The organism is Mycobacterium sp. G7A2 (assembly GCF_041902445.1).
Lineage (GTDB): Bacteria > Actinomycetota > Actinomycetes > Mycobacteriales > Mycobacteriaceae > Mycobacterium.
Window position 1 is genome coordinate 354,372 of the sequence record NZ_CP169251.1, and the last position, 23,602, is coordinate 377,973.

General features: G+C 68.9%; 23 protein-coding genes, 3 tRNA genes and 1 pseudogene. 10 read left to right on the top strand and 17 right to left on the bottom strand.

All coding sequences use genetic code 11. The annotated features are described in order from the left end of the window. Nucleotides 1-6 precede the first annotated feature (6 nt). The 7 genes from ACEWX3_RS01645 to ACEWX3_RS01675 all read right to left on the bottom strand — a co-directional run bounded on the left by ACEWX3_RS01645 (nt 7) and on the right by ACEWX3_RS01675 (nt 9,722). A complete protein-coding gene (locus ACEWX3_RS01645) occupies nt 7-3,267 on the bottom strand; it encodes an arabinosyltransferase domain-containing protein (protein WP_374159990.1) in 3,261 nt (1,086 codons plus the stop codon). Next, nucleotides 3,200-5,131, bottom strand: coding sequence for a galactan 5-O-arabinofuranosyltransferase (locus ACEWX3_RS01650; protein WP_374158533.1), 1,932 nt, complete (start codon nt 5,129-5,131; stop codon nt 3,200-3,202). The genes ACEWX3_RS01645 and ACEWX3_RS01650 overlap by 68 nt, the downstream gene beginning before the upstream one ends. Then, nucleotides 5,131-5,895 carry a decaprenylphospho-beta-D-erythro-pentofuranosid-2-ulose 2-reductase gene (locus ACEWX3_RS01655; protein WP_207065293.1) on the bottom strand — a complete coding sequence of 255 codons (765 nt, stop codon included), beginning with the start codon at nt 5,893-5,895 and terminating at the stop codon, nt 5,131-5,133. The genes ACEWX3_RS01650 and ACEWX3_RS01655 overlap by 1 nt, the downstream gene beginning before the upstream one ends. After that, nucleotides 5,896-7,278, bottom strand: coding sequence for an FAD-binding protein (locus ACEWX3_RS01660; RefSeq protein WP_374158534.1), 1,383 nt, complete (start codon nt 7,276-7,278; stop codon nt 5,896-5,898). Nucleotides 7,279-7,310: 32 nt separating this feature from the next. Next, nucleotides 7,311-7,706 carry a GtrA family protein gene (locus tag ACEWX3_RS01665; protein WP_286182598.1) on the bottom strand — a complete coding sequence of 132 codons (396 nt, stop codon included), beginning with the start codon at nt 7,704-7,706 and terminating at the stop codon, nt 7,311-7,313. A 123-nt stretch (nt 7,707-7,829) separates the two neighbouring features. After that, complete coding sequence (locus tag ACEWX3_RS01670; protein ID WP_221358948.1) at nt 7,830-8,303, bottom strand: nitroreductase family deazaflavin-dependent oxidoreductase; 474 nt, start codon at nt 8,301-8,303, stop codon at nt 7,830-7,832. A gap of 9 nt (nt 8,304-8,312) precedes the next feature. Then, nucleotides 8,313-9,722: a PLP-dependent aminotransferase family protein gene (locus ACEWX3_RS01675; RefSeq protein ID WP_374158535.1), complete on the bottom strand. Its 1,410-nt coding sequence runs from the start codon at nt 9,720-9,722 to the stop codon at nt 8,313-8,315. Between the two features lie 49 nt (nt 9,723-9,771). On the opposite strand from ACEWX3_RS01675, the pseudogene ACEWX3_RS01680 reads away from it, so the two are divergent. The 3 genes and pseudogenes from ACEWX3_RS01680 to ACEWX3_RS01690 all read left to right on the top strand — a co-directional run bounded on the left by ACEWX3_RS01680 (nt 9,772) and on the right by ACEWX3_RS01690 (nt 10,781). Further along, nucleotides 9,772-10,234 (top strand): annotated as a pseudogene (locus ACEWX3_RS01680) (carboxymuconolactone decarboxylase family protein). Then, nucleotides 10,186-10,308, top strand: coding sequence for a hypothetical protein (locus ACEWX3_RS01685; protein WP_374159998.1), 123 nt, complete (start codon nt 10,186-10,188; stop codon nt 10,306-10,308). Before ACEWX3_RS01680 ends, ACEWX3_RS01685 begins: the two are co-directional and overlap by 49 nt. A gap of 32 nt (nt 10,309-10,340) precedes the next feature. Then, complete coding sequence (locus ACEWX3_RS01690; RefSeq protein ID WP_152519135.1) at nt 10,341-10,781, top strand: pyridoxamine 5'-phosphate oxidase family protein; 441 nt, start codon at nt 10,341-10,343, stop codon at nt 10,779-10,781. Between the two features lie 7 nt (nt 10,782-10,788). On the opposite strand, the gene ACEWX3_RS01695 is transcribed toward ACEWX3_RS01690, so the two are convergent. From ACEWX3_RS01695 to ACEWX3_RS01710, 4 genes are read right to left on the bottom strand one after another with little or no spacing between them, the layout of a single operon-like run. Next, on the bottom strand, nt 10,789-11,619 hold the full coding sequence (locus ACEWX3_RS01695; protein WP_207065287.1) for an ABC transporter permease: 831 nt from the start codon (nt 11,617-11,619) through the stop codon (nt 10,789-10,791). Then, nucleotides 11,616-12,506, bottom strand: a complete 891-nt coding sequence (locus ACEWX3_RS01700; RefSeq protein ID WP_374159991.1) for a glycosyltransferase — start codon at nt 12,504-12,506, stop codon at nt 11,616-11,618. The genes ACEWX3_RS01695 and ACEWX3_RS01700 overlap by 4 nt, the downstream gene beginning before the upstream one ends. 8 nt (nt 12,507-12,514) lie before the next feature. Next, on the bottom strand, nt 12,515-13,330 hold the full coding sequence (locus ACEWX3_RS01705; protein ID WP_221358953.1) for an ABC transporter ATP-binding protein: 816 nt from the start codon (nt 13,328-13,330) through the stop codon (nt 12,515-12,517). Nucleotide 13,331: 1 nt separating this feature from the next. Then, complete coding sequence (locus ACEWX3_RS01710; protein WP_207065284.1) at nt 13,332-13,853, bottom strand: bacterial proteasome activator family protein; 522 nt, start codon at nt 13,851-13,853, stop codon at nt 13,332-13,334. 296 nt (nt 13,854-14,149) lie between these two features. Here ACEWX3_RS01710 and ACEWX3_RS01715 point away from each other — a divergent pair, with 296 nt between their 5' ends. After that, entirely contained in the window at nt 14,150-15,346 is a 1,197-nt protein-coding gene (locus ACEWX3_RS01715; RefSeq protein ID WP_221358956.1) for a cysteine desulfurase-like protein, read from the top strand. Between the two features lie 7 nt (nt 15,347-15,353). Here ACEWX3_RS01715 and ACEWX3_RS01720 read toward each other — a convergent pair whose 3' ends face one another. Continuing rightward, nucleotides 15,354-16,328, bottom strand: coding sequence for an NAD(P)H-quinone oxidoreductase (locus ACEWX3_RS01720; protein ID WP_374159992.1), 975 nt, complete (start codon nt 16,326-16,328; stop codon nt 15,354-15,356). Nucleotides 16,329-16,407: 79 nt separating this feature from the next. Between ACEWX3_RS01720 and ACEWX3_RS01725 the strand changes: the two genes are divergently transcribed. Further along, nucleotides 16,408-16,920, top strand: a complete 513-nt coding sequence (locus tag ACEWX3_RS01725) for a MarR family winged helix-turn-helix transcriptional regulator (RefSeq protein ID WP_207065281.1) — start codon at nt 16,408-16,410, stop codon at nt 16,918-16,920. Nucleotides 16,921-16,930: 10 nt separating this feature from the next. Beyond that, nucleotides 16,931-17,017 (top strand) — tRNA-Ser (locus ACEWX3_RS01730). A 42-nt stretch (nt 17,018-17,059) separates the two neighbouring features. Here ACEWX3_RS01730 and ACEWX3_RS01735 read toward each other — a convergent pair. Then, a complete protein-coding gene (locus ACEWX3_RS01735; protein WP_374158536.1) occupies nt 17,060-18,355 on the bottom strand; it encodes a hypothetical protein in 1,296 nt (431 codons plus the stop codon). A 237-nt stretch (nt 18,356-18,592) separates the two neighbouring features. Between ACEWX3_RS01735 and ACEWX3_RS01740 the strand changes: the two genes are divergently transcribed. Continuing rightward, nucleotides 18,593-19,858 (top strand): MFS transporter, encoded by a 1,266-nt coding sequence (locus ACEWX3_RS01740; RefSeq protein WP_374159993.1) that lies wholly within the window; start codon nt 18,593-18,595, stop codon nt 19,856-19,858. Here ACEWX3_RS01740 and ACEWX3_RS01745 read toward each other — a convergent pair. From ACEWX3_RS01745 to hisC, 4 genes are read right to left on the bottom strand one after another with little or no spacing between them, the layout of a single operon-like run. After that, on the bottom strand, nt 19,845-20,672 hold the full coding sequence (locus ACEWX3_RS01745) for a crotonase/enoyl-CoA hydratase family protein (protein ID WP_374158537.1): 828 nt from the start codon (nt 20,670-20,672) through the stop codon (nt 19,845-19,847). The two genes, ACEWX3_RS01740 and ACEWX3_RS01745, sit on opposite strands and share 14 nt — an antisense overlap. Nucleotides 20,673-20,699: 27 nt before the next feature. Further along, entirely contained in the window at nt 20,700-21,152 is a 453-nt protein-coding gene (locus ACEWX3_RS01750) for a hypothetical protein (protein WP_374158538.1), read from the bottom strand. Nucleotides 21,153-21,170: 18 nt separating this feature from the next. Beyond that, nucleotides 21,171-21,653, bottom strand: coding sequence for a DUF4334 domain-containing protein (locus ACEWX3_RS01755; RefSeq protein WP_221358965.1), 483 nt, complete (start codon nt 21,651-21,653; stop codon nt 21,171-21,173). Continuing rightward, nucleotides 21,650-22,705 (bottom strand): histidinol-phosphate transaminase, encoded by a 1,056-nt coding sequence (gene hisC, locus ACEWX3_RS01760; RefSeq protein ID WP_221358966.1) that lies wholly within the window; start codon nt 22,703-22,705, stop codon nt 21,650-21,652. The genes ACEWX3_RS01755 and hisC overlap by 4 nt, the downstream gene beginning before the upstream one ends. A gap of 83 nt (nt 22,706-22,788) precedes the next feature. Here hisC and ACEWX3_RS01765 point away from each other — a divergent pair. From ACEWX3_RS01765 to ACEWX3_RS01775, 3 genes are all read left to right on the top strand, one after another. Beyond that, nucleotides 22,789-22,877, top strand: a tRNA-Ser gene (locus tag ACEWX3_RS01765). 80 nt (nt 22,878-22,957) lie between these two features. Next, nucleotides 22,958-23,030: transfer RNA gene (locus tag ACEWX3_RS01770), tRNA-Arg, on the top strand. Between the two features lie 16 nt (nt 23,031-23,046). Then, complete coding sequence (locus ACEWX3_RS01775; RefSeq protein WP_374158539.1) at nt 23,047-23,601, top strand: DUF664 domain-containing protein; 555 nt, start codon at nt 23,047-23,049, stop codon at nt 23,599-23,601. Nucleotide 23,602: the final 1 nt, after the last annotated feature.

The following is a 23,602-nucleotide window of genomic DNA, read 5'->3' on the forward strand; positions in this document are numbered from 1 at the left end:
AAGAACTTAATGACGCAGCGGCGCCGGGCTCCACAAGCCGCTTCGCGTCGTGGTTCCCAGGTCCAGGCGGGCGGGTTCGGCGTCGGGGTAGTACGGCACCAGCCGCTGCAGTGAGCCCCAGTCGCGGTCCCAGTCGTCCTTCAGGTAGGTCGGCACGGTGGTGGCGCGCAGCAACAGTTCGGTGATGCCGAGCGGCCCGCCGCCGACGTTGTCCATCACCGGGGAGTTGGCTTCGGCGCCGAACCGGTCGGGCAGGATGCGCCACTGCGGAACCTCGGTCACGCCGTACTGATGGTCGAACGGACGCTGACAGGGGAAGGCGAGGCCGACCAGCCAGTCCAGCAGCACGGGGTCGCTGGAGCCGACGACGTCCTGCAGCGTGCTCAGCTCGGGGATGCGCGGCGGGGTCAGCGCGATCCAGTGTTGCGGGTCGAGGTCGTCGTCGCGGGCGACGAGACGGATCCGGGTGGCGTCCTCGGGGATCGCGGACAGCGGAGCGCGCAGGTTGCGCCAGGCGGGCGCGGCGCCGACGTCGCCGAAGTTGATGCCACCGGCGGGCTCGCCGTCGGATCCGGCCCACTGCACGGTCACCTCGTCGGGGTCGAAGCGCCCGGCCGCGGACACCACCAGCAGCGGGCCGGCCTCGTCGCGGGGCGGCAGCTGATACCAGGCCGAGCGCAGCAGCGCGGGCTGTTGCGGCCCGGACCGCCAGCTGCCCAACACCGGCGTCTGGGCCGGGTTGAGGCCGAACGGCAGTCGGGCGCGGGATCCGTTGACGCCGGCCGCGGCGGTGGTGCCGCCCTGGGTGTCGGACCCGCTGCCGGTCGCCTCTTCACTGTCACTGTCGGTAAAGCTGGTCGAACTGCTGTCGTCGATCACCGAGTCCGGAGATACGTCCGACGGGATCCCGTTGGGCCGGAAGCCGTCGGCGGTCACCGCGCCGAGCCCGTCGCCGACGGGCACCCCGACCGGGGCGAGCAGCCCGGCGTTGGGGTCCTGCTCGACCAGAACGTCGTCGGCCATCCCGCAGGTGTTGCCGGCCAGCGCGCCGAGGTTGGACCGACCGACGCTCCACGCCGGGTACTGGTTGATCATCCCGAGGGTGAGCGAGACGACCTCGAAGGTCACCAGCGCCCAGGCGGCGACGGCCAGTGGGGGTTGCGCGACGCGCCGCAGCCACGGCCGGGCGCCGTGCGGTGCGTCGGGACGGCCGGAGAAATGCAGCCAGGCGGCCACCAGCAACGCCAGCACCGAACACCCGAGCAGCACGGTCATGAAGCCGAGCCGCCACTGCGGGAAGTCGTTGGACCACGGCACGCCGAAGTTGGAGACGTACCACCATCCGTTGACTGTCGCGAACGACAACGCGGTGACGAACAGCACGGCGGCGGTGAACAGTGCCCGGTTGCGGGCCGAGCGCATCGCGGCCGCGCCGATCGCGACCGCGGCGAGTGCGCCCAACGAGCCGGCCAGCCCGGCGAACACCCCGAAGTGGTGGGTCCACTTGGTGGGGGTGAACATCATGGCCAGGAACGAGATGACCGTGATCCCGACGATGCGCCTGCTGGGTCCGGCGGCCGTGCCGGGGATGCGGCCCTTGCGCAACGTCATCGCCACCGCCACCGCCAAGGCCAACAGCAGTGTCAGCACCGCGAAGCGGCGGGCGACGGAACCGTCGGGGCTGGTGGTGAACAGCCGGGAGTACCGGATGTGTTCGTCGAACCAGGCCAGGCTCGGACCGACCGACGACTTGAAGCTGCTGGCCTGCAGTTCGGCGGCCAGCGTCTGATCCCGGAAGATCAGGAACACCGCGACGGTACCGGCTGCGGCGATGGGGGCCAGCAGCGCGAGGTAGCCGAAGCGCGACGTGTGCGCGGACACGATCGTCTTCAACGGCCCGATGGCCACCAGCAGCGCGCCGATCGCGGCGATGCCGGTAGGCCCGGAGAACAATGTCAGCGCGCCGATGATGATCGCGACCGCCACGGGGAGCAGCCTGCTGGTCGCGACGCCGCGCTCGACCGAACACCAGGTCAGCAGGATGCCCAGCGCGATGATCGGTTCCGGGCGCAGGCCGTTGTTCAGCGGCAGCCACACCGCCAGGAACATGCCGGCGGCGGTCCACGCGGCGGCGCGGCTGTGTTTGACGGCGATGCCCAGCCGGGGGATGACCTCGCGGCTGATCACCCACCAGCAGGCCAGCGCCATCAGCAGTGTCGGCAACCGCATCCACACGCTGGTCGTGCTGACGTGGCTCCACAGCGCCAGCAGGTCGTAGTACCAGCCGAACGGCGCTTCGGGGGTGCCGAACCAGCGGTAGTAGTTGGCCATGTAGCCGGCGTTCTCCGACACCCGGGCCATCGTCAGGATGTAGCCGTCGTCGGCGGTGTTCGCGCCGACGAAATGCCACCACACCAGCACCGCGGCGACGAGCCCGTCCAGCGGTGTCACCGACCACCAGCGCGGCGGCAGGAACCGGCGGTGGCGCATGCCGTCGGCCCGGTCGAGGACGTGCAGGGCGCCCAGCGAGATCACCGTCATCGTGACGCCGACGATCATGGCCAGCAGCTTGAGCACCGTCGGCGAGGTGCTGTACCGCGAGTCGACGGTCGCCGAGAACTGCAGGCCGGGCGGCGCGGACCCGGACAGGTCGGTGAACACACCGACGATCTGGGGCCGGAAGTCGTAGCCGCTGCGCTCGCCGCGCAGCGGCTCACCGGGATCGGGATCGTCGGGGCCCTGGGTCAGGCCGACGAACTCGCCGGTCACCCGGTCGGCGTGCGCGGTGAACCGCAGTTCCTCGCAGTCCGGGCTGAGTACCTGATCCAGCGGCGCGACGACGACGGGGGTGTTGCGGACGATCACCAGCAGATCGTCGCCGACCCGTTCGATGAGCAGGCCGCGGTCGACGGCCTTGGGCGCCTGCTTGGGCACCGTGGACAGCAGCACGGTGCGGCCGCGTTCCTGCAGGCCGGCGGCGGCGCTGCAGGGCACCGTGATCTCCAGGTCGGTGGCGACGTAACCGATCAGCGGCGCGTCGACGCTGGCGAGCACATCGTTTTGCGGCCAGTTCAGTTCGGCGGTGGTCTGTTCCACCGGCAGCAACGGAGTCGCGATGGCCAGCAACGTGCCCAGCAACCCCGCGACGATCGCGATCAGCCGCGCGGTGCGGTGGTTGCTCGGCTCTCTGACCACGGGGCTAGATGGTAATTGGCTTGCGGATGGCCAGGACGAACGGCCCGATGGTCGACACGTCGAACCGCGGATCGTCGAACAGGGCGTCGTCGAGCTTGACGTGGTACCGGCGCACGTTGGGCTGATTCGGGTAAACGTCGGCGGCCAGGCGCAGCGTGTAGGTGTCGTTCGCGCCGCGGCGCATCAGGAACACCGACGGCGGCGGCCAGGGCATCGCGTCGAGCGCGGCGATGAACTCGTCGGACTCCGACATCAGCGCCCAACTCTCGATGGCTCTCGCCCGGGCGTCGAACTGCGCCAGCGGATTGGCGTAGTGCGACGTGAGTCCCTGGAAACCGTAGTACGGGTAGTAGGACAGGAAGCTGTAGTCGGCGGTCATCACCACGGTCTCGTTGCGGGGCCGGCCGGTGACCTCCAGAATCCGGTCGTCGATCTCCCGGTAGTACTGTTCGGCCCCCGGCGGGCGGCGATCGGCCCGCTCGCCGTAGCCGTCGGTGTCGGTGTAGGCGACGACGATGTCGGGACGCAGCACATCGGGGATGTCCTGACTGAATGTGACCGCCCCGAGGGCGCCGATCGCGGTGGCCGCGGCGACGACGCGCTGGGCGTTAACCGTCTTCACCCGCGCGGCCAGGGCTCGGGTGATGTCGATGAAGCCGAACGCTCCCGCGGCGGCGAGCAGGATGGTCAGGGTGGGCTGGAGCCGGAACGACAGCAGGGTGGTGCCGACCAGGGTGGTCAGCATCGACAGCAGCGACCACGCGTAGACGGCCAGAACCGCGGCCGCCAGGGCTGGAGCCGTCTTCTCTTCGCGCAAGCGCTCATCGCCAGCGCGGGTGGACGTGCGTGCGTAGATCACCAGCCACAGCGTGCCGAGCATGCCCAGCGCGCCCAGCAGCGTGAACTGCAGCATCGGGAACGACAGCTCGGCGCCGTCCTTGGGCAGATAGTGCTGGGCGGTCCCGGTGTCGGCGGGGGTGCCGGTCGCGGCCTCGAGCAGATACGGCGCCCAGCCGATCAGCGCGATCGCGCCCGAGATCACCGCGATGACCAGCAGTCGCAGCAGCGGCTCCCAGTGCCTGCGCGTCACCGCCACCAGCGCCGCCATCAGCGTCAGCGTGAACGCGGCGTAGGCCAGCAGCAGCGTGTAGAACAGCGCCGCCACCCCGAGGAAGATCCCCGTCCCGACAATGGCGGCCCAGCCGCCGCTGTGCGTGGTTCCCGCCTCGCCGGGACGCTTCCCGCCCCGCAGCCCCGACCACGCCAGCACGAACACCGGCGGCAGCAGCACCGCGATGATGGCCGCGTACGGCTCGGCGGGCGAATAGGCCAGCGCCGCCGCGGCGGTCGCGGTCGACACCACCAGGGCGTACTCGAAGCGGATCATCGCGGCCCACAGCACCAGCGCCAGCACCATGGCGACGGTGATCGAGATGATCGACCACGGTTTGAACATCTCCCACGCCGGTGTGCCGGTGAGCGCGGCGAGTCGGCCACCGAGCCAGAACCAGCCCGGCGGGTAGAACGGCGGCAGCCCGATGTAGGTCATGTCGTGCAGTTCGGCGGTGTCGGTCAGCCGGGTCAGGTACTCGGTGCGGAACTGCTGGTCGACGGAGATGCCGAACAGGTACAGCCGGGTGGCGCCCAGCGGCATCGCGAGTGTGACGACCGAGAACGCCGCCAGGAACAGCACCGACCCCAGCCGGGCCGCCAGCTGGCGGCCCCGGCGCCACAGCCACCCTGACGCCAGCAGTCCGGCCAGGCAGGCGACCTGTCCCACGGTGGTCAGCGCGTGCAGCTGGTTCGACGAGTTGTAGGCGGGCCACTCGACGCGGGCGATGGCGAGCAGGCTGACCACGGCCACGGCGGCGGCGATGGCGGCCGCAGCGACCATCTGGCCGGCCACCCGCACCGGGACGGCCAGAGCGCTGCGCATCAGATGGGCAGCCTGCGGAAGATCGGGCGGGGGATGTGCCGCAACACCATCATCACGTACCGGAACGCTCCCGGCGCCCACACCAGTTCTTTGCCCTTCGCCGACGCGGTGACGGCGAGATCGGCGACATACTCCTTGTCGACCGTCAGCGGCGCCTCCTTGACGTGGGCACTCATCCGGGTGCGCACCTGGCCGGGACGGATGACCAGCACCCGGACCCCGTACTCGCGCAACGCCTCTCCCAAACCGAGGTAGAAGCCGTCGAGTCCGGCCTTGGTGGAGCCGTAGACGAAGTTAGACCGCCGGACCCGCTCACCTGCCGCCGAGCTCATCGCGATGATCTGGCCGAAGCCCTGGGCGCGCATCTTGTCGCCGAGCAGTACCCCGACCGACACCGCTGCGGTGTAGTTGATCTCGGCGATCTGCACCGCCTTGCGCTGGTTCTGCCACAGTTCCTCGGCGTCTCCGAGTAACCCGAACGCGACGATCGCCACGTCCACATCGCCGCCGGCGAACGCCTCGTCGATGACCGTGGGGTGGCTGCCGGTGTCGACGGCGTCGAAGTCGATGACCTCAACCGACTTGGCGCCGGACTGGGTGAGTTGGGCTTTCGCTGTGTCGCGCAACGGATCTCCGGGCATGCAGGCCAGCACCACCCGGGCCGGCGCGTTGCGCAGGTAGCGTTCACAGATCGCCAGCCCGATTTCCGAGGTGCCGCCCAGCAGCAGAATCGTCTGCGGGTTACCAGTGGCGTCGAAGACCATCTACTGCAGCTCCAGTCGTCTGGCCATGTCGGAGACGAACACCCCGTGCGGGTCGACCTTGCGGCGCAGGGCGATCCACTCGTCGATGCGGGGATACATGGCGTGGAAGGTGGCGGCGGTGGTGCGGGAGTCCTTGGCGGTGTAGAGCCGGCCGCCGAACTGCAGCACCCGCTTGTCGAGTGAGTTGAGGAATTCGTTGAGCCCGGCCTTGATCTGGAAGTCGACGCAGACATTCCAGCCGGGAATCGGAAAGCTCAGCGGCGCATCGTTTCCCGCGCCGAACAGTTTGAAGACATTGAGGAACGAGTAGTGACCCGAGCGCTGGATGTCTTTCATGATGCCTTTGAACTCGTCGACCGCCTCGGTGGGGACGACGAACTGGTACTGGGTGAAACCGACCGAACCGTACGCGCGGTTCCACTCTCCGACCATGTCCAACGGGTGGTAGAACTGCGTCAGGTTCTGGGTCTTGCCGCGGTAGGTCTTGCCCATCCGGTACCACAGTTCGGTCATCGCGCCGAAGATCGGCTTGTTGCCCAGGCCGCTGGGGAAGATGTCCGGCGCGGTGAAGTACTGCGGGGCGTCGAACTTCAGGGGGTCTTTCTGCAGCTTGACGGGCAGCTGATCCAGCGTCGCCAGGGAGCCGCGGGAGATGACCGCGCGCCCCAGCTTGGGCGGCGCGCTCATCGCGTCGAACCAGGCACTGGAGTAGGTGTAGTTGTCCTCGGTGCCGTCGCTGTGAAAGGCGATCGTCTCGTCCAGTCCGGCGGTGACGTCTCCGTCGGCGATGAAGTACGCCGTCTCGGTCGGTGTCATTGCGATGGTGGCGCGCAGGATGATGCCGGTCAGGCCGTTGCCGCCGACGGTGGCCCAGAACAACTCGGCGTCCGGACCCGTCGGGGTCAGCGTGCGCACCTCGCCGTCTGCGGTCAGCAGGTCCATCGCGCGGACGTGGTTACCGAAGCTGCCGGCGCTGTGGTGGTTCTTTCCGTGGATGTCACAGGCGATCGCGCCACCGACGGTGACCTGGCGGGTGCCGGGAAGCACCGGCACCCACAGCCCGAGGGGCAGGGCGGCGCGCATCAACTGGTCGAGGTTCACCCCGGCATCGAGGTCGACCAGCGCGTCGTCGGCGTTGATGGAATGGATGCGGTTCAACGCGCTCATGTCGATGACCAGCCCGCCGCCGTTCTGGGCGTTGTCGCCGTAGGAGCGACCCAACCCACGGGCGACGACCCCGCGGCCACCGCCTTCGGCGGCACTGGTCACCGCTTCGACGACCACGTCCGGGTCGGGCGGCGACAGCACCTGCGCCACGGAGGGCGCGGTGCGGCCCCACCCGGTGAGCCGCTTGGCGGTGGTCGGGAAGTCGGTGCGCAACATCGTCACAGAGGGTACCGCCTGTGCCGCGGCACTCAGCGCAGCCGGAAGATCACTGCGCGCTGGACGATGAAGTTGATGACCGTGGCGGTGCCCTGGGCGATCACGAACGCGACCGGCACCCCCCAGGACTTGTCCTCGAACTGCAGGTAGAGCACGTAGTTGATGCCGACCTGCACCGCGTAGGTCACGGCGTAGAGCACCGCGACGGCGATGAAGCGCGCCGTGCTGGGCGGGGCCTGGAAGGTCCAGCGCCGATTGATCAGGTAGGCGGTGGTGGTGCCGGCGATGAAACTCAGCGTCTTGGCGACGTTGACGTGCAGTCCGGCGGCGAGCAACGCTATGTAGAGGCCGAAGTCCACCACCGCGGCCAGCCCGCCGGTGACGATGAATCGCACGATCTGAGTTCTGAGGCTCAGCTGCGGGGACAACGGGGGCTCGGCCACCCGGGCAGCTTACGGGGTCAGCCCCTGACGTTGAGACTGCGACCACCGCGGGAAAAACCGAGAAAACCCCACCGTGAACGCAGTATCAACGGTGACGGCGCTGTCTTCTCAGGTGCGGGTGAGTCGGACGACGGGGATGACGCGGCCCTGCGCGCGTGCCACGTAGTCCTCGTACCCGGGATACACCCGCACGGCTTCGGCCCACGCCCGGTCCCGCTCGCCCGGGTCGGTGACCTCGGTGGCGGTGTATCTGCCGCTGCGCCTGCCGGCGAGCACGTCCACGGCGGGGTGGGCCTTCAGGTTGCGGTACCACGCCGGGTGTCCGGTCCTGCCGAAGTTGGAGGCGATGAGGATCAGGGAATCACCGTCGGTGATGTAGACCAGCGGCGACGAGCGCTGCAGTCCCGACTTCGCGCCTGTGGTGGTCAGCAGCATCACCGGTAGCGGATAACCGAAGCTGAACCGCCCGCCGGTCAGCCGCAGCAGCGCCGGGTCCAGCTTGGGGGGAACACTCGAAACGAATTTGTAGCCCAGTGAGGTTCGGGAAATCCGTTGGATCAGTCGCTGCGGTGCACCGGCCATGATCGGAGGCTATATGCCGCTGGCGCGCAACACGTCACAAAGGGCGGACACGGCCGCGGTGAAGGCGTGCTCGGCGGGGGCGGCGAACCCGACGATCAGTCCGTCGGGCGCGGGCAGGGCAGGGTCGGCGTCGGGGTGGCGCATCATCGACAACCCGGTGAGCGTGATGCCCGCCTCGCCGGCTCGGCGCAGTACTTCGGGCTCGGCCCCGTCGGGCAGGTTCACCAGTGCGCTGACGCCGGCGGAGACCCCGCGGACGTCGACTTTGAACGGTGACAGGGCGGCAACCAGGTGATCCCGGCGGCGGCGGTAGCGCGCCCGCATGCGTCGGATGTGATGGTCGTAGTGACCTCCGGCGATGAACTCGGCCAGCGTGAGCTGCTCGAGCGCCGAGACGGAGAATTGTTGTCCGCCAGCGGCTTCCACCACCCCGTCGACCAGTTCCTCGGGCAGCGCGAGCCAGCCCAGCCGAAGCACCTGCGACAGGCTCTTGCTGGTCGACCCCAGATACACCACCCGCTGCGGGTCCAGCGCCTGCAGCGCACCGACCGGCTGGCGGTCGTAGCGGAACTCGCCGTCGTAGTCGTCGTCGAGCACGAATCCGCCGGTGCGTTGCGCCCATTCGACGACCGCGGTGCGCCGGCGCGGATGCAGAGGCACCCCGAACGGGTTGTGGTGTGCCGGGGTCAACAGCACGGCCGGGACCCGCTGGTCATCGAGTTCGTCGACCCGCGCGCCGTCGTCGTCGACGCCGATCGGCACTGTGTCGGATCCGGTGGCGACGAGCGCATCACGAAACAGGAACAGGCCGTAGGCCTCCACCGCGACGGGTCCACCGAGAGTGCGTCCCAGCAGTTCGACGGCGTGGCGCACGCCGGCGCAGATGACGATCGACTCGTCGGAGGTGCGCACGCCGCGGGCCCGCGCAAGGTATTCCGCCAGAGCGCTGCGCAACTCGGGCCGGCCGCGGGGATCACCCATCCGCAGTGCCGAGTTCGGCGCCCGAGTCAGTGCCCGGCGCGCGCACGCCGACCAGGTGCTGCGGGGGAACTCGGCCACATCCGGGCACCCGGGCATCAGGTTGTGGACCGGTTCGGTGCCGATGCGCCGGGGCCGGCGGGAGGGCTGGGCCGGGCGCACCACGTCGACGACCCAGGTGCCCGCACCCTGCCGGGAGTCCAGCCAGCCCTCGGCGACCAGTTCGGCGTACGCGTCGGCGACGGTGTTGCGGGCCAGCCCCAGGTCGGTGGCCAGCGTCCGGGACGGCGGCAGCGCCGTGCCGGGGCGCAGCCGGCCGGAGCGGACCGCGTCGCGCAGTGCGCCGATCAGAGCGTCTTTGGCGCCTCTCGCCCCGGGGGTGAGCGCCGAGCGCAGATCGAGATGGAGATCGCGACGACCGGAATTGGCCCAAGAAACCACCCCGGTATTGAACCAAGAACAAGGGCCAATGCGCAGTAGCGTCGAATTCATGACACAGACACTGACCCCACCGGCACGCGTGAAGATCTATAAGGCCTCCCCCGAGTTGTACGACGCGATGATGACGCTGTCCACCGCGTCCGCCCGGGACGTCGAGCCGGACCTCGCCGAGCTGATCAAGATCCGCGCCTCGCAGCTCAACCACTGCGCGTTCTGCCTCGACATGCACCTGCGCGATGCCCGCAAACACGGCGTCGCCGACCAGAAGCTCGACCTGCTGGCCGCATGGGCGGAGGCCGGCGAGGTGTTCACCGACCGCGAGCGCGCGGCGCTGGCGCTCACCGAGGCCATCACCCGGCTTGGTGAGGACGGGGTGAGCGACGAGATCTAATGAGCGGGCGGCTGCGGCGTTCACCGACCGGGAGCTGGGGCAGGTGATCGCCATGGCTGTCACCATCAACGCATGGAACCGCATCAACGCGGCCGTCCGGATGCCCCCGCCGCGCCGCTGAGTGCGCAGATCACCGTCGCCGGTGCCGCCGGGAAGTGCCATTGGACCCTGACCTGCGGCGACCCCCGCCCCTAGGGGTGGGCCGGGCGGGCGCCGACGATGGGATCATGAACACCACCGACGCGCCCCAGGCGCCGATCACCGAGCTCACCGAGAAGGACAGCTGGGATCTGCTCTCCAGCGTCTCGCTGGGCCGCCTCGTCACCACGGTGGCCGGGTGGACCGAGATCTTCCCGGTCAACTTCGTCGTCCAGGACAGGACGCTGCTGTTCCGCACCGCCGAAGGCACCAAGCTGCTGACGTCGGTGCTCAACGAGCACGTGGTGTTCGAAGCCGACGATCACAATGTCGCCGAGGGCTGGAGCGTCGTGCTGCGCGGCACCGCACACCTGCTGTCGACCTCGGAGGAGATCGACAAGGCCGAGCGGGCCGGCCTCTACCCGTGGGTCGCCACCCAGAAGCTGCGGTTCGTCCGGGTGACGCCCGAGTCGCTGACCGGGCGGCGGTTCGTGTTCGGGCCCGAGCCCGACGGCTCCGTGCCCGGCTGACCGGTTCTCAGACCCAGTAGGGCACCCGGGCGCGGTACTGCCGCATGGCCAGCGCCGCGAACAGCCAGCCGATCACGGTGAGCGCGATGACGATCACCCAATGGTGCAGTTGCTGCTCGGCGCCCAGCAGTGGGGCGCGCACGATGTCGAGGTAGTGCAGCAGGGGGTTGAGCTCGACGATCCGGGCCCAGTCCCCGGCGCCCTGGCTCTGCAGCGTCGCCTCGTTCCAGATGATGGGCGTCATGAAGAACAGCAGCTGCACCAGGGAGGTCAGCAGCGGGCCGATATCGCGGTAGCGCGTGGCGAGGATGCCGAAGCACAGCGCCACCCACACGCAGTTCAGCGCGATCAGCGCGAGCGCGGGGATGAACGAGAGATCGGTCCACTGCCAGGGTTTGGGGAAGATGATCGCGATGATCACGAAGATGATGATGTTGTGGGCGAACAGGATCATCTGCCGCCACACCAGCCGGTAGACGTGCACCGACAGCGGGGTCGGCAGCTGTTTGATCAGGCCCTCGTTGGCGATGAACACCTCGGCGCCCTCGAGGATCGAGGCGTTGATCAGATTCCAGATGATCAAGCCGAGGGTCACATACGGAAGATGTTCGGACAGCTCGAGTTTGAACAACTTCGAGTACAGCCCGCCCATCGCGACCGCGGTGGTGCCGGTGGCGATCGTGATCCAGAACGGGCCGAGCACCGACCGCCGGTAGCGCTGCTTGATGTCCTGCCAGCCCAGGTGCAGCCACAACTCGCGCTTGCCGAAGCCGTCGACGAGGTCGCCCCACGCCCGCCGGAACGTCTTCGACTGGGCAGCGGCGTCCAGGAACGTCATGGTCTGGTGAACCTTTCGCGTCGACCGAGGCGCCGCAACCGGATCCACTCGACCAGTCCGGCCGGGTCGCGCCGCGAGACCAGGAAGTACCAGCCGAAGCGCACCCACTCCTGGGGGATCAGCTTGCGCATGCCCGGCTGGGACTGCAGGTATCCGCGGTTGCGGTAGGTGTAGTAGCGCTTGATCGCATTGTCGGGGTACTGGGTGTGCATGCGCCCGCCCAGGATCGGCTTGAACTCGTCGCCCCCCTGCGGATGCAGATAGACCGCGTCCAGGCAGGTGCCGAACGGCAGGCCGGTGCGCAGCAACCGGCGGTGGATCTCGGTCTCGTCGCCGCGGATGAACATCCGCAGGTCGGGCACGCCGGTGGCCTCCAGCGTCGCGGCGCGAAACAGCGCACCGTTGAACAAGTGCGCGATGCCGGGCAGCAGGTCTTCGTTCGGTGCTTCGGCGCGCAGCTCACTCACCGAGCGACGCCACACCACGCCGCGACGCAGCGGGAAGGCCAGCAGTTCGGGGCGGTCCAGATCGCAGATCATCGGCGACACCTCCGCGAGGCCGTGGCGCTCGGCACTGGCCAGCAGAGTGGCCAGCACCTCGGTGTCCTGGGGGCGGCCGTCGTCATCGGCCAGCCACACCCAGTCCGCGCCGAGGCTCAGCGCGTGCAGCATCCCCAGCGCGAACCCGCCGGCGCCGCCGAGGTTGCGTCGCGATCCCAGGTAGGTGGTCGGGATCGGTTGCCCGCCAACCAGATCCTGGACGTGTTCGTCGTGGTCGTTGTCGACGACGATCAGATGGTCGGGCCGCCGGCTCTGCGCGCAGAGCGCATCGAGGGACTTGGAGAGGTCGTCAGGGCGGCGATGGGTGACCACGACCGCGCAGATCATCGGGCTGGTCATGCCGGCCGGCTCTCCCGGCCGGTCTCCTCGAGGACTTCGCGGACGTGGCGGGCGGCGTCGTCACCTTCGTAGGCGCGCACGACGTCCTCGATGCCACCCTCCATCTTGACGGTGCCGTGGTCGATCCACATCGCGGTGTTGCACAACCGCGCGAGGAACTCGTTGGAGTGGCTGGCGAACACCAGGATGCCCGAGCGTTCCACCAGCTGGGCCAGTCTGGTCTGCGCCTTCTTCAGGAACTCGGCGTCGACGGCGCCGATGCCTTCGTCGAGCAGCAGTATCTCGGGATCGATGCTGGTCACCACACCCATGGCCAGCCGCACCCGCATACCGGTCGAATACGTGCGCAACGGCATGGACAGGTAGTCGCCGAGCTCGGTGAACTCGGCGATCTCGTCGACCTTGGCCAGCATCTGTTTGCGGGTCTGCCCGAGGAACAAGCCGCGGATGATGATGTTCTCGAAACCGGAGATCTCCGGGTCCATCCCGACGCCGAGGTCGAACACCGGAGCAACCCGGCCGCGCACGCTGGCCATGCCTCTGGTCGGTTCGTAGATGCCCGACAGCAACCGCAGCAACGTCGACTTGCCGGCTCCGTTGTGGCCGACCAACCCGACGCGATCACCCATCTTCAGCGACATCGTGATGTCGCGCAGCGCCTCGATCACCACGACGTTGGAGTCGTTGCGGCCGATTGCGCCGCCTGCTTTGCCGAGGACGGCCTTTTTCAACGACCGGGTCTTGGCATCGAAGATGGGGAACTCGACCCACGCGTTGCGGGTCTCGATGCAGGGCTCACCGGGATCGGTCATGTCACAGGTACTGACCGGTGCCGGGGTGTCCCGGCCCGCCACGCTGCCCCGGCACGCTCACGCCGGGAGGCAGCGCGCCCTGCCGCATCTGCTCCAACTGTTGGCGGGCCGCCATCTGCTGAGCGAACAGCGCGGTCTGGATTCCATGGAAGAGGCCCTCGAGCCACCCGACCAGCTGGGCCTGGGCGATGCGCAGCTCGGCGTCGGAGGGGACGCCGTCCTCGGTGAACGGCAGCGTCAGCCGCTCCAGCTCGTCACGCAGTTCGGGAGCCAGCCCGTCCTCGAGTTCGGAGATGCTGGTGCGGTGGATGTCGCGCAACCGGCCGCGGCTGGCTTCGTCCAACGGAGCCGCGCGCACCTCTTCGAGGAGCTGCTTGATCATGGTGCCGATCCGCATCACCTTGGCGGGCTGCTCGACCAGGTCGGTCAGCGCCTTGCCGTCGGCGCCGCGCTCATCGGCCGCTCCCGCCGGATCACCGCCGATGATCTCGATGTTGTCGTCGTCGTCGGAGTTGCTCGTCATGCTCCTAGGGTGCCCCACCATCGCCGTTCTACCGCGGGCTGGGTCCGCCGCGTCGGCATCGATCTTCTCACGGCGGCCCCAGCTACCGGGTCTGACACCGTAGTCGATAGCCTCCGGCGCCGCCAGCAACGTCGGTGTCAGTAGCCCTCGGCCCCGGCAGGTCCCTGCACTAGTATGGCTGCGCAGATGACCCGATCCGGGTGCGGAGCGGGCAGCGAGAAATGGTCGAGCATCCGCCAGCCTGTCCGGTTCCGGGCGGTTCGGGGGAGTTCCTCGACTCGTTAAGGTGGACAGGCATGGCATATGACGTCGCCCGGGTGCGTGGATTGCACCCGTCGCTGGGCGATGGGTGGGTGCACATGGACCCGCAGAACGGCATGCTGCTGCCGGACACCGTCAGCCGTGCCGTGTCGACGGCTTTTCGTGGCTCCCGGCCCGCTCCGGTCGGCCCGCACCCCGCCGCTCGCCGCAGCGCCGCTGTCCTGACCGCCGCGCGCCAGGCGGTGGCCGATCTGGTCAACGCCGACCCGGCCGGGGTGGTGCTCGGGGCCGACCGGGCGGTGCTGCTGACGTCCCTGGCCGACGCCGCGTCTGCGCGCGTCGGGTTGGGCTACGAGCTCGTGGTGACCCGCTTGGACGACGAAGCGAACATCGCGCCGTGGCTGCGGGCGGCCAACCGGTTCGGTGCGAAGGTCAAGTGGGCCGAGGTCGACATCGAGACCGGGGAACTGCCGACGTGGCAGTGGGAGGCACTGGTCACGCGCCCGACGCGGCTGGTGGCAATCACTTCTGCCTCTGCGACTTTGGGTACGGTCACCGAGCTGCGCGAAGTCACCAAACTGGTGCACGAGGTCGGGGGCATGGTGGTCGTCGACCACTCGGCCGCAGCGCCGTACCGGCTGATCGACATCAACGAGATCGACGCCGACGTGGTGGCCGTCAATGCGTTGGCCTGGGGTGGTCCGCCGATCGGCGCGCTGGTCTTCCGCGACCCCGCCGCGATCGACACGTTCGGCTCGGTGTCGCTGAACCCGTATGCCACCGGCCCGGCCCGCCTCGAGCTGGGCTCACACCAGTTCGGCCTGCTCGCCGGGGTCGTCGCCAGTGTGGAATACCTTGCCGGGCTGGAAGATTCGGCCCAGGGCACCCGCCGAGAGCGGCTCGCGGTGTCGATGCAGTCGGCCGGCACCTATCTGAGCGGACTGTTCGACTATCTGCTGGTGTCGCTGCGGTCGTTGCCGACGGTCATGGTGATCGGCAGCCCGGAGGAACGGATTCCGGTCCTGAGTTTCGCGATCAGCAACGTGCCGGCCGAGCGGGTCGTGCAACGGCTCGCCGACAACGGCATCCTGGCCATCCCCAACATGAGTTCGCGGGTTCTCGACCTCATCGGGGTCAACGACATCGGCGGCGCGGTCACCGTCGGGCTGGCGCATTACAGCACCACCGCCGAGGTGGACCAGCTGGTGCGGGCGTTGGCCTCGCTGGGCTGAGCAGGAGTCAATCGCCTACGCGCAGAACGATTTTGCCTGCGACGTCGCCGGAAGCGAGCAATTCGTGGGCGGCCTGGGCCTGCGCGATCGGGAACTCGGCGCCGATGCAGGGGCGCACCAGTCCGTCGGCGAGCATCGGCCAGACGTCGTCGTGGACGCGGGTGACGATCGCGGCTTTGCCCGACGGCCCGTCGACCGGCCGGGAACGCAGCGCGGTGGCGATCACCCCGGCCCGCTTGGCCAGCAGCTTGCCGATGTTCAGCTCGGCTTTCACCCCGCCCTGCATACCGATGATGACGAGGCGACCGTCGTTGCCGAGCGCGTCGACGTTGCGGTCGAGGTAGGGCGCGCCCATGATGTCGAGGATGACGTCGGCGCCGCCGGCGTCGCGGATGATCTCGACGAAATCGTCATTGTGATAGTCGATGGTGATCTCGGCGCCCAGTTCGGCGCACAGGTCGAGTTTGTTGCGCGACCCCGCGGTGACGGCGACCCGGCAGTTCAACGCGCGGGCGACCTGGATGGCATGGGTGCCGATGCCGCTGGCGCCGCCGTGGACGAGCAGCAGCTGGCCGGCCCGCAGGCCGGCGGTCATCACCAGGTTCGACCACACCGTGCAGGCGACCTCCGGCAAACCCGCGGCGTGCGCTGGGTCCACTCCGGCCGGAATCGGCAGGACCTGGGCCGCCGGAACGGCGACGAACTCCGCGTAACCGCCGCCTGCCAGCAAAGCGCAGCAGGGTTGCCCTGCGCTCCACTGCGTGACGCCGTCACCGAGCGCTTCGATCGTGCCGGACACTTCCAGCCCGATGATGTCGCTGGCGCCGGGCGGCGGGGGATACTTGCCCGCGGCCTGGAGGAGGTCGGCGCGGTTGACCCCGGCCGCGGCGACGCGAATGAGGACCTCACCCGCAGCGGGTGTCACGTCGGGAACGGATTGCCAGGTGAGTCGTTCGGCAGACTCGGCCACGATCGCGAGCATTCTCAAAACGCTACTACGCTGCGCGAACGCGCCGCTGGTTCGGCCTCCTGCCGCGGCCACGCAGTCCTACTATTAGACGATGGAGGGGATCATTGGGGGGCGTACTGCTAGCGATACGCCTGGATTGGACATTGCTGAGCAAAAGGCGTGGCAGAACTTTCTGGACGCCGCGCTGAGGTTGTACGCGACGATGAACCGGTCGCTGGTCGACGATCACGGGCTGACGCTCAACGACGTCAGGCTGCTGGATCTGTTGGCGAAGTCGCCGACCGGGGCCGCCCGGATGGGCGACGTCGCCGAGGCGTTGATGTCGCTGCCGAGCCGGGTAACCCGGCAAATTCACCGATTGGAACGGCAGGGTCTGGTCGTGCGCGGGGCCAGCCCCGAGGACGGACGCGGGGTGCTGGCCACCATCACCCCCGACGGGCGCCAGGCGCTCGGCGAGGCGCTGCAGACCTACGGTGCGGCGGTGCGCGCCCATTTCCTGGACCGGTTGTCCCGGCCTCAGGTCACCGCGATGGGCGAGAACTGCCGACGCATCAGCGCCGGTCTGAAGACCGGGCCGGCGTCCGCCAAGATCGGGCGCGTCTAGACTGACCCGCGGTGGCGTGGCAGAGCGGCCTAATGCACTCGCCTTGAAAGCGAGAGACGGCTAACACCGTCCGGGGGTTCAAATCCCTCCGCCACCGCTCTGGTGGAACTCATCGGCGCAACGACGTCGCGGGGCCGATTCAGAATCCCGGTGCGGTCGCCACGGTGGCCGCCGGGCACCCTGCGGTCGCAGCCGGCGGTGCCGCCTCGCACCGTCCGGCGTCGCTCGACCCCCGGTCGGCGAGCACCGCCACCGTCGTGGCCGCGCCGGGGGCGGCGAGCACGATCACCACGGCGTAGCCGTCGTGGTCCCCGGTGGTGAAATCGTCGGTGTCGTAGATGTTGTCCAGCGACACCATCCCGCCCAGGCTGCCGCGTCCGCTGGCGACGAAGTCGGCAGCCAGGGCGTCCCTGGCCTCGTTGGACGACACGTATCCATGGCGCGGCAGGCCCTGGTAGAAGGTGAACTCCTCGGTGCTGAACGCGCCGCTCCACACGTAGCCGCTACTGGTCTCGACGGGGTCGGGGCCGAAGATCCGACCGTGATTGTTGGGTAGCAGGAAGAAGTCGTCGGAGTAACCCAGGAGCAGTCCGCCCGGCCGCTGCCGATACCGCACATCGTCGATGAGACCGCGAAAACCGGTGCTGTGGAAGAACCGTGGCGGGAAGCCGGCACGGCGCATGGCCGCGCTGAGTCGCCACGTGGCTTCGAGTGCCGACCGCGACGTCTGGTCGACGAAGATGACGTTGACCGGCTCCAACACGGTCTTGCCGTCGTAGGGCAGGCCGCCGTAGTCGGCGATGTCGCCGTTACGCTCCAACATCCACTTGCCGATGTCGCCGTACTCCGTGGCTGCCTGGTCGTCAGGGTCGGGCAGCGCAGCCGTGGTCACCGTGTCGACGGTCGAGGATCGGCCGGACGTCAGCGGTGCCCGCGTCAGCGACGCGGGCGAATAGTCACCGGATCCCGCCGGCGGGTCCGGCACCGCGGCGACGGTCTCGACCTCGACCTGGTCCGTGCCGGCCTGGTCCGTGTCGACCGATTGTGTGGCGTCGCGCTCGTCGAGTTCGAGATCAGCATCCTCGATGTCGTCATTCACCGCGTCGTCGAGATCGCCGTCACCTCCCGCGAAGTCGCCGCGGTCCTCGTCCTCGCTCTCGGCATCCGTTTCCCTGCCCTCGGTGTCCTGCTCCGTCGTGGCGGTGGCGTGGCTGTCTGGCTGGGGCGATCCCTCGGCGGCAGCGGCGCCGCCTGCGTTGCTGGATGTCACCTCAGCTTCGGCAACGGCGGTGCCGCTGTAGGCGGCGAACCCGATCCCCAGCGCGACCGCCAGCAGCCCGATCCGGCCGACGTGCACGACCGTGGCGGGCGAAGGCGCGCTTCGATGGTGAAGAGCCTGCTGGCGTTGACGATACGACTGGCTGTGCCGCCCCATGGCGATGTCCCCCCACAACGTGTGCCCGGCACCGGATCGGCTCGGAGTGTCCGCATCGGCGCTGTCCGAGCGAACAAGGAGATTGTTGCTGACAGTGATCGTCAGCGATGTCCTCCGATCGGACTACACCCGATTCCACCACCCAGTCCACCGATCGAACGGTGCCGGAATCGCTGGGCTGCGCGGAGGATCGAGCCCATGACACCCATCGTCGCGGCCTCCGGTGCCCGGTCGCAGATGCGCAGAGTGGCCACTGCCAGCTATGTCGGTTCGGCGATCGAGTTCTACGACTTCTTCATCTACGGCACCGCCGCGGCTCTGGTGTTTCCGACGGTGTTCTTCCCCGAGCTCGGGCACGTGATGGCGGTGACCGCCTCACTGGGCGCATTCGCCTCGGCGTTCCTGGCTCGCCCGGTCGGCGCGGCGGTCTTCGGCCACTTCGGTGACCGCGTCGGCCGCACGCAGACGCTGGTCGTCACGTTGCTGTTGATGGGCGTCGCCACCGTGGGTGTCGGCCTGCTGCCCGGCACCGCCAGCATCGGGATCGCCGCCCCGCTGGCGCTGATCGGTCTGCGGCTGATCCAGGGCTTCGCGGTGGGCGGGGAGTGGGCCGGTGCGGTGCTGCTGAGCGCCGAGCACGCCCCCGAGGGGCGCCGCGGCTTCTACGGCATGTTCACCCAGCTGGGCCTCGGCACCGCGCTGGTGCTGTCCAACCTCGTTTTCCTGGTGGTGCACACCGCGTTCGCGGACAGCAGCGAAGCGTTCCTGCAATGGGGTTGGCGGATCCCGTTCCTGCTCAGCGCGGTCCTGATCGCCATCGCGCTGTACATCCGGCTGACGGTCAGCGAGCCGACGGCGGCCGGCGGCGCCGACGATCGCAAGGCGCTGCCCGGCACCCCGATCGGCGTATTGATGCGGCGGCAGGGCGCACGGGTGCTGCTTGCCGGCGGAGCCGCGATCTGCGCACCCATGTTGGTGTTCCAGGCCGGGACATTCTTCACCCACTACGCCGCCGACCATCTGGGGTACTCGACGAATCTGGTGCTCACGGTCAGTGTGCTCGGCGGCTTCTTCGCGATCGCGTTCGCGGCCGCCTCGGCGATCTCGAGCGACACGTGGGGCCGCAAGCGCGTCACGTCGTCGGCCGTCGCGCTCGCGGTGCCCTGGTCGGTCGCGGTGTTCCCGCTGATCGAGACCCGCGACCCCGTGGTGTTCGGGGTGGCGATGGTGGCCACCTACGCGCTCATCGGCGCCTGCATGGGCCCGATGGCAGCTTTCCTGCCGGAGCTCTTCGCCGCCCGCTACCGCTACACCGCCGCCGCGTTGTCGCACACCATCGGCGCCATCGTGGGTGGTGCGTTGCCGCCGGTGCTGTCCCCGGCATTACTGAATGCGGCAGGCAGCACCGCCGTCGCCGCGATGATGGGTGCGCTGGCGTTGCTCAGTTTCGCCTGTGTGGCCGCGCTGCCCGAGACGGCCGGGCGCTGGGCTACTCGCCGGTGAAGTCGGGCGGGCGCTTCTCGAACATCGCGGTGATGCCCTCGGTGAGATCCTTCGACGGCAGGAACGCCGAGTTCCACGCCGCGACGTAACGCAGGCTCGCCGCGACCGCGTCGGTGCGCTGTTCGTCGAGTACGTCCTTGATGCCCTGCACGGTCAGCGGCGGGTTCGCGGCGATCTCGGCGGCGGTGGCGCGCGCGGCCGCCAGGGTTGCCTCGGCATCGGTGTAGACGTCGTTGACCAGCCCGATCTTCTCGGCGCGTGCGGCGTCGATGTCCTTGCCCGTCAACGCCAGTTCCCGCATGTGGCCGTCGTTGAGGATCATCGGCAGGCGTGCCAGCGTCCCGACGTCGGCGACGATCGCGAGCTTGACCTCGCGCACCGAGAACTTCGCGTCGGCGCTGGCGTAGCGGATGTCGACCGCCGAGATCAGGTCCACTCCGCCGCCGATGCACCAGCCGTGCACCGCGGCGATGGTGGGCGTGCGGCAGTCCGCGACGGCGGTGATCGACTGCTGCATCGACTTGAGGTGTTTGTGGAAATCGGCGCGCGGCTTGGCGGTGGCCCCGTCGCCACCCATGACCCCGGCAAGCGTGCCGCCCATCGCGGCCAGGTCCAGCCCGTAGGTGAAGTTCTTGCCCGACCCGGTCAGCACGATCGCGCGGACGTCCGGGTCGGCGTCGAGGTCGGCGAAGACCACCGGAAGCTCGGCCCAGAACGCCGGGCCCATCGCGTTGCCCTTGCCCGGTCCGATCAGCGTCACCTGGGCGATGTGATCGGCGACGTCGACGGTCAGTGCTTGATAGGTGCTGCTCATGGACAAGAGGCTAGCCAGTGGGCCTGATCAGCTGCCCATCAGGATCTCGCTGACACGGGCGCCGGGCAGGAACTGGCAGGCCGCGTCGGCCAGGATCTGGCCGACGAACTCGCCGTCGGGTCCCAGCGGGTTGTTCTCCTGGGCCAGGATCTCGCGCACCACGGCCACCCGGGTGGCCTCGTCGAGGTCGTTGTACTCGCCGCACGTCATCGTCGTGGCGTTGGGCGGGGCCGGTACTTCCGGGACGTTGGTGTTGCGCGTCGGCAGCGGGATGTTGGGGATCGGGATCCCCGGGATCTCGGGCAGCCCGGGGATGCCCGGCCGACCGCTGGTGGTCGTCGGCGCCGACGGCAGCGGCGGGCCCGGCTCGGTGGTCTGCGCGACCGTGCCCTCGGTGGTGCGCTGGCAGGCCGTGGTCAGGCCGAGGACGATCGCCAACCCGATCAGAGCTGTCGCCGCCACCCGCAGGTGCGTCTTCACGCTGGCCACGATAGGCGGCTACACCCGCTCGAGATAGAAGTACAGGTGGCGAGGCGTGCCGGAGCTGGTGTCCAGGGCGCCTTTGCCGTTCATGATCCCGATCACGGCGTTGTCGTCGATGACCTTGAAATGGTCGTGCACCGGTTTGCCGTCGTACACCATCGAGGCGACCAGCTCGCCGCGGAACTCCTCCATCCACAGGCTGGCCTCGCCGTTCATGGCTTCGGTGTTGGAGAACGTGGCCCCATCGGCGTCGAGACAGACCAGCGGCTTGGCGTCGGCGGCCGAGTGGAATGTCTTGCCGAACCAGTTCAGCTTCTTCATGAAGCCGTTGGCCTTGTGCCCGGTGTGGAACTCGCCACCCTTCCACTCGCCGATCATGAAGTCGATCGTGGCCGGGGCCAGCGTGGCCCAGAACTCGTCGAGCTCCGCGTCGGTCAGGGTGTCGGTGCGCGCGGTGAGGGCGTCGAACGTCTCGCGGGCGGTCTGCGTGGCGGTCATCGGGATCCTGTCCATGCTCGGGCGAACTCGAGGAAGGTGTCGTTCTCGTCGGGGGAGGCGACGGTGACCCGCACGCCGTCCTCACCGTAGGGGCGCACGATGATGCGGCTGTTGGCGGCGTCGGCGGCGAACTGCTGGGCGCGGCCCACCAGCGGCAGCCACACGAAGTTGGCCTGCGAAGCGGGCAGGTCGTAGCCGGCGTCGTGCAGCGCGGTGCTGACCCGGGCGCGTTCGGCGACGACGGCGTCGGTGCGGGCCAGCAGCTCGTCGGCGGCGTCCAGGCAGGCGATCGCGGCGGCCTGCGACACGCTGGTGGCGGTGAACGGCACGTACACCTTGGACAGCGCGGTGACGATGTCCGGGTCGGCGACCGCATAACCGATGCGCAGGCCGGCCAGGCCATAGGCCTTGGAGAACGTCCGCAGCACCACGACGTTGCTGTGCGCGCGCACCAGGCCGAAGCTGTCGGGGACCAGGTCGTCGCGGATGTATTCGACATAGGCCTCGTCCAGCACCACCAGGATGTGCGGCGGCACCGCGGCCACGAAGCGGGCCAGCGCATCGGGGTCGACGACGGTGCTGGTCGGGTTGTTCGGGTTGCACACGAAGATCAACCGGGTGCGGTCGGTGATCGCGGCGAGCATCGCGTCCAGGTCGAAGGTGTGGTCGGTCAGCGGTACCTGCACCGGGGTGGCGCCGGCGGTGCGGACCTGCAGCGGATAGATCTCGAAGCTGCGCCAGCCGAAGAGCACCTCGTCGCCGACGGTTGAGGTGATCTGGATCAACTGCTGACACAGGCTGACCGAGCCGCACCCCACCGAGATGTGCTCAGGGGCGAAGTTGACGTGCTTGGCGAGGCGCTCCTTGAGCTCGACGTACCCGTTGTCGGGGTAGCGGTTGAGGTTGTCGACCGCGGTGGCGATGGCCGCCCGCACGCTGGGCAGCGGGCCGTGCACCGTTTCGTTGCTGGCGATCTTGATGGCGCCGGGTACCGTCCGGCCCGGGGCGTAGGCGGGCAGATCGGCGAGCTCGGGACGCAGGCGGGCGGACACCCGACCAGTTTATGGCCCGCCCGCATCTGCTTTGCTTCCCGTGGCAGGGCCTGTGTACGCTCTTGGCTCGGCGGTAAACGTCAGGAGGCGTGCCAGAGCGGCCGAATGGGGCTCACTGCTAATGAGTTGTCCACCTCAAAGTGGACCGGAGGTTCAAATCCTCTCGCCTCCGCGGTGAGATTGCCGGCTCGCCGGCGTAGGACAAGATTGCCGGCTCGCCGGCGTCGTACAACTGAACATGCACCACCACAAGCGCCCGTAGCTCAACGGATAGAGCATCTGACTACGGATCAGAAGGTTAGGGGTTCGAATCCCTTCGGGCGCGCTCTAAGTTCGGTCTCATGGCCGATCCTCCCTGGGAACCGCCGCTGGCGGGTAGCGAGGCCGAGCATCTTCTCGGCGCGCTCGATCGCCTGCGCATGACGTTTCAGTGGAAGACCGACGGGCTCGATGCGGCCGGCTTGTCCGTCCGCATCGGCGCGTCTGCCCTGACGCTGGGCGGCCTGCTCAAACACATGGCCATCAACGAGGACTTCATCACCACCCAGAAGCTGACGGGTGACCCGGTCGGTGAGCCGTGGGAATCGCTGTTCGACGGCACCGAGGACTGGGAGTTCACCTCGGCGGCCGCCGACACGCCCGAGCAGCTCTACAGCCTGTACGACGACGCGCTCGAGCGGTCCCGGGCGCGATTCGCCGCCGCGCTGCAGCGGGGCGGCCCGGACCAGTTGGTCGCGGTGAGCAACGACGCCGGCGAGCATGCGAGTCTGCGCCGGCTGGTGTGCGATCTGATCGAGGAATACGGCCGCCACACCGGCCACGCCGATCTGTTGCGCGAGGCGGTCGACGGCCGGGTCGGTGAGGACCCGCCGCCGGACTGGCGGCCCCGCCGTTAAG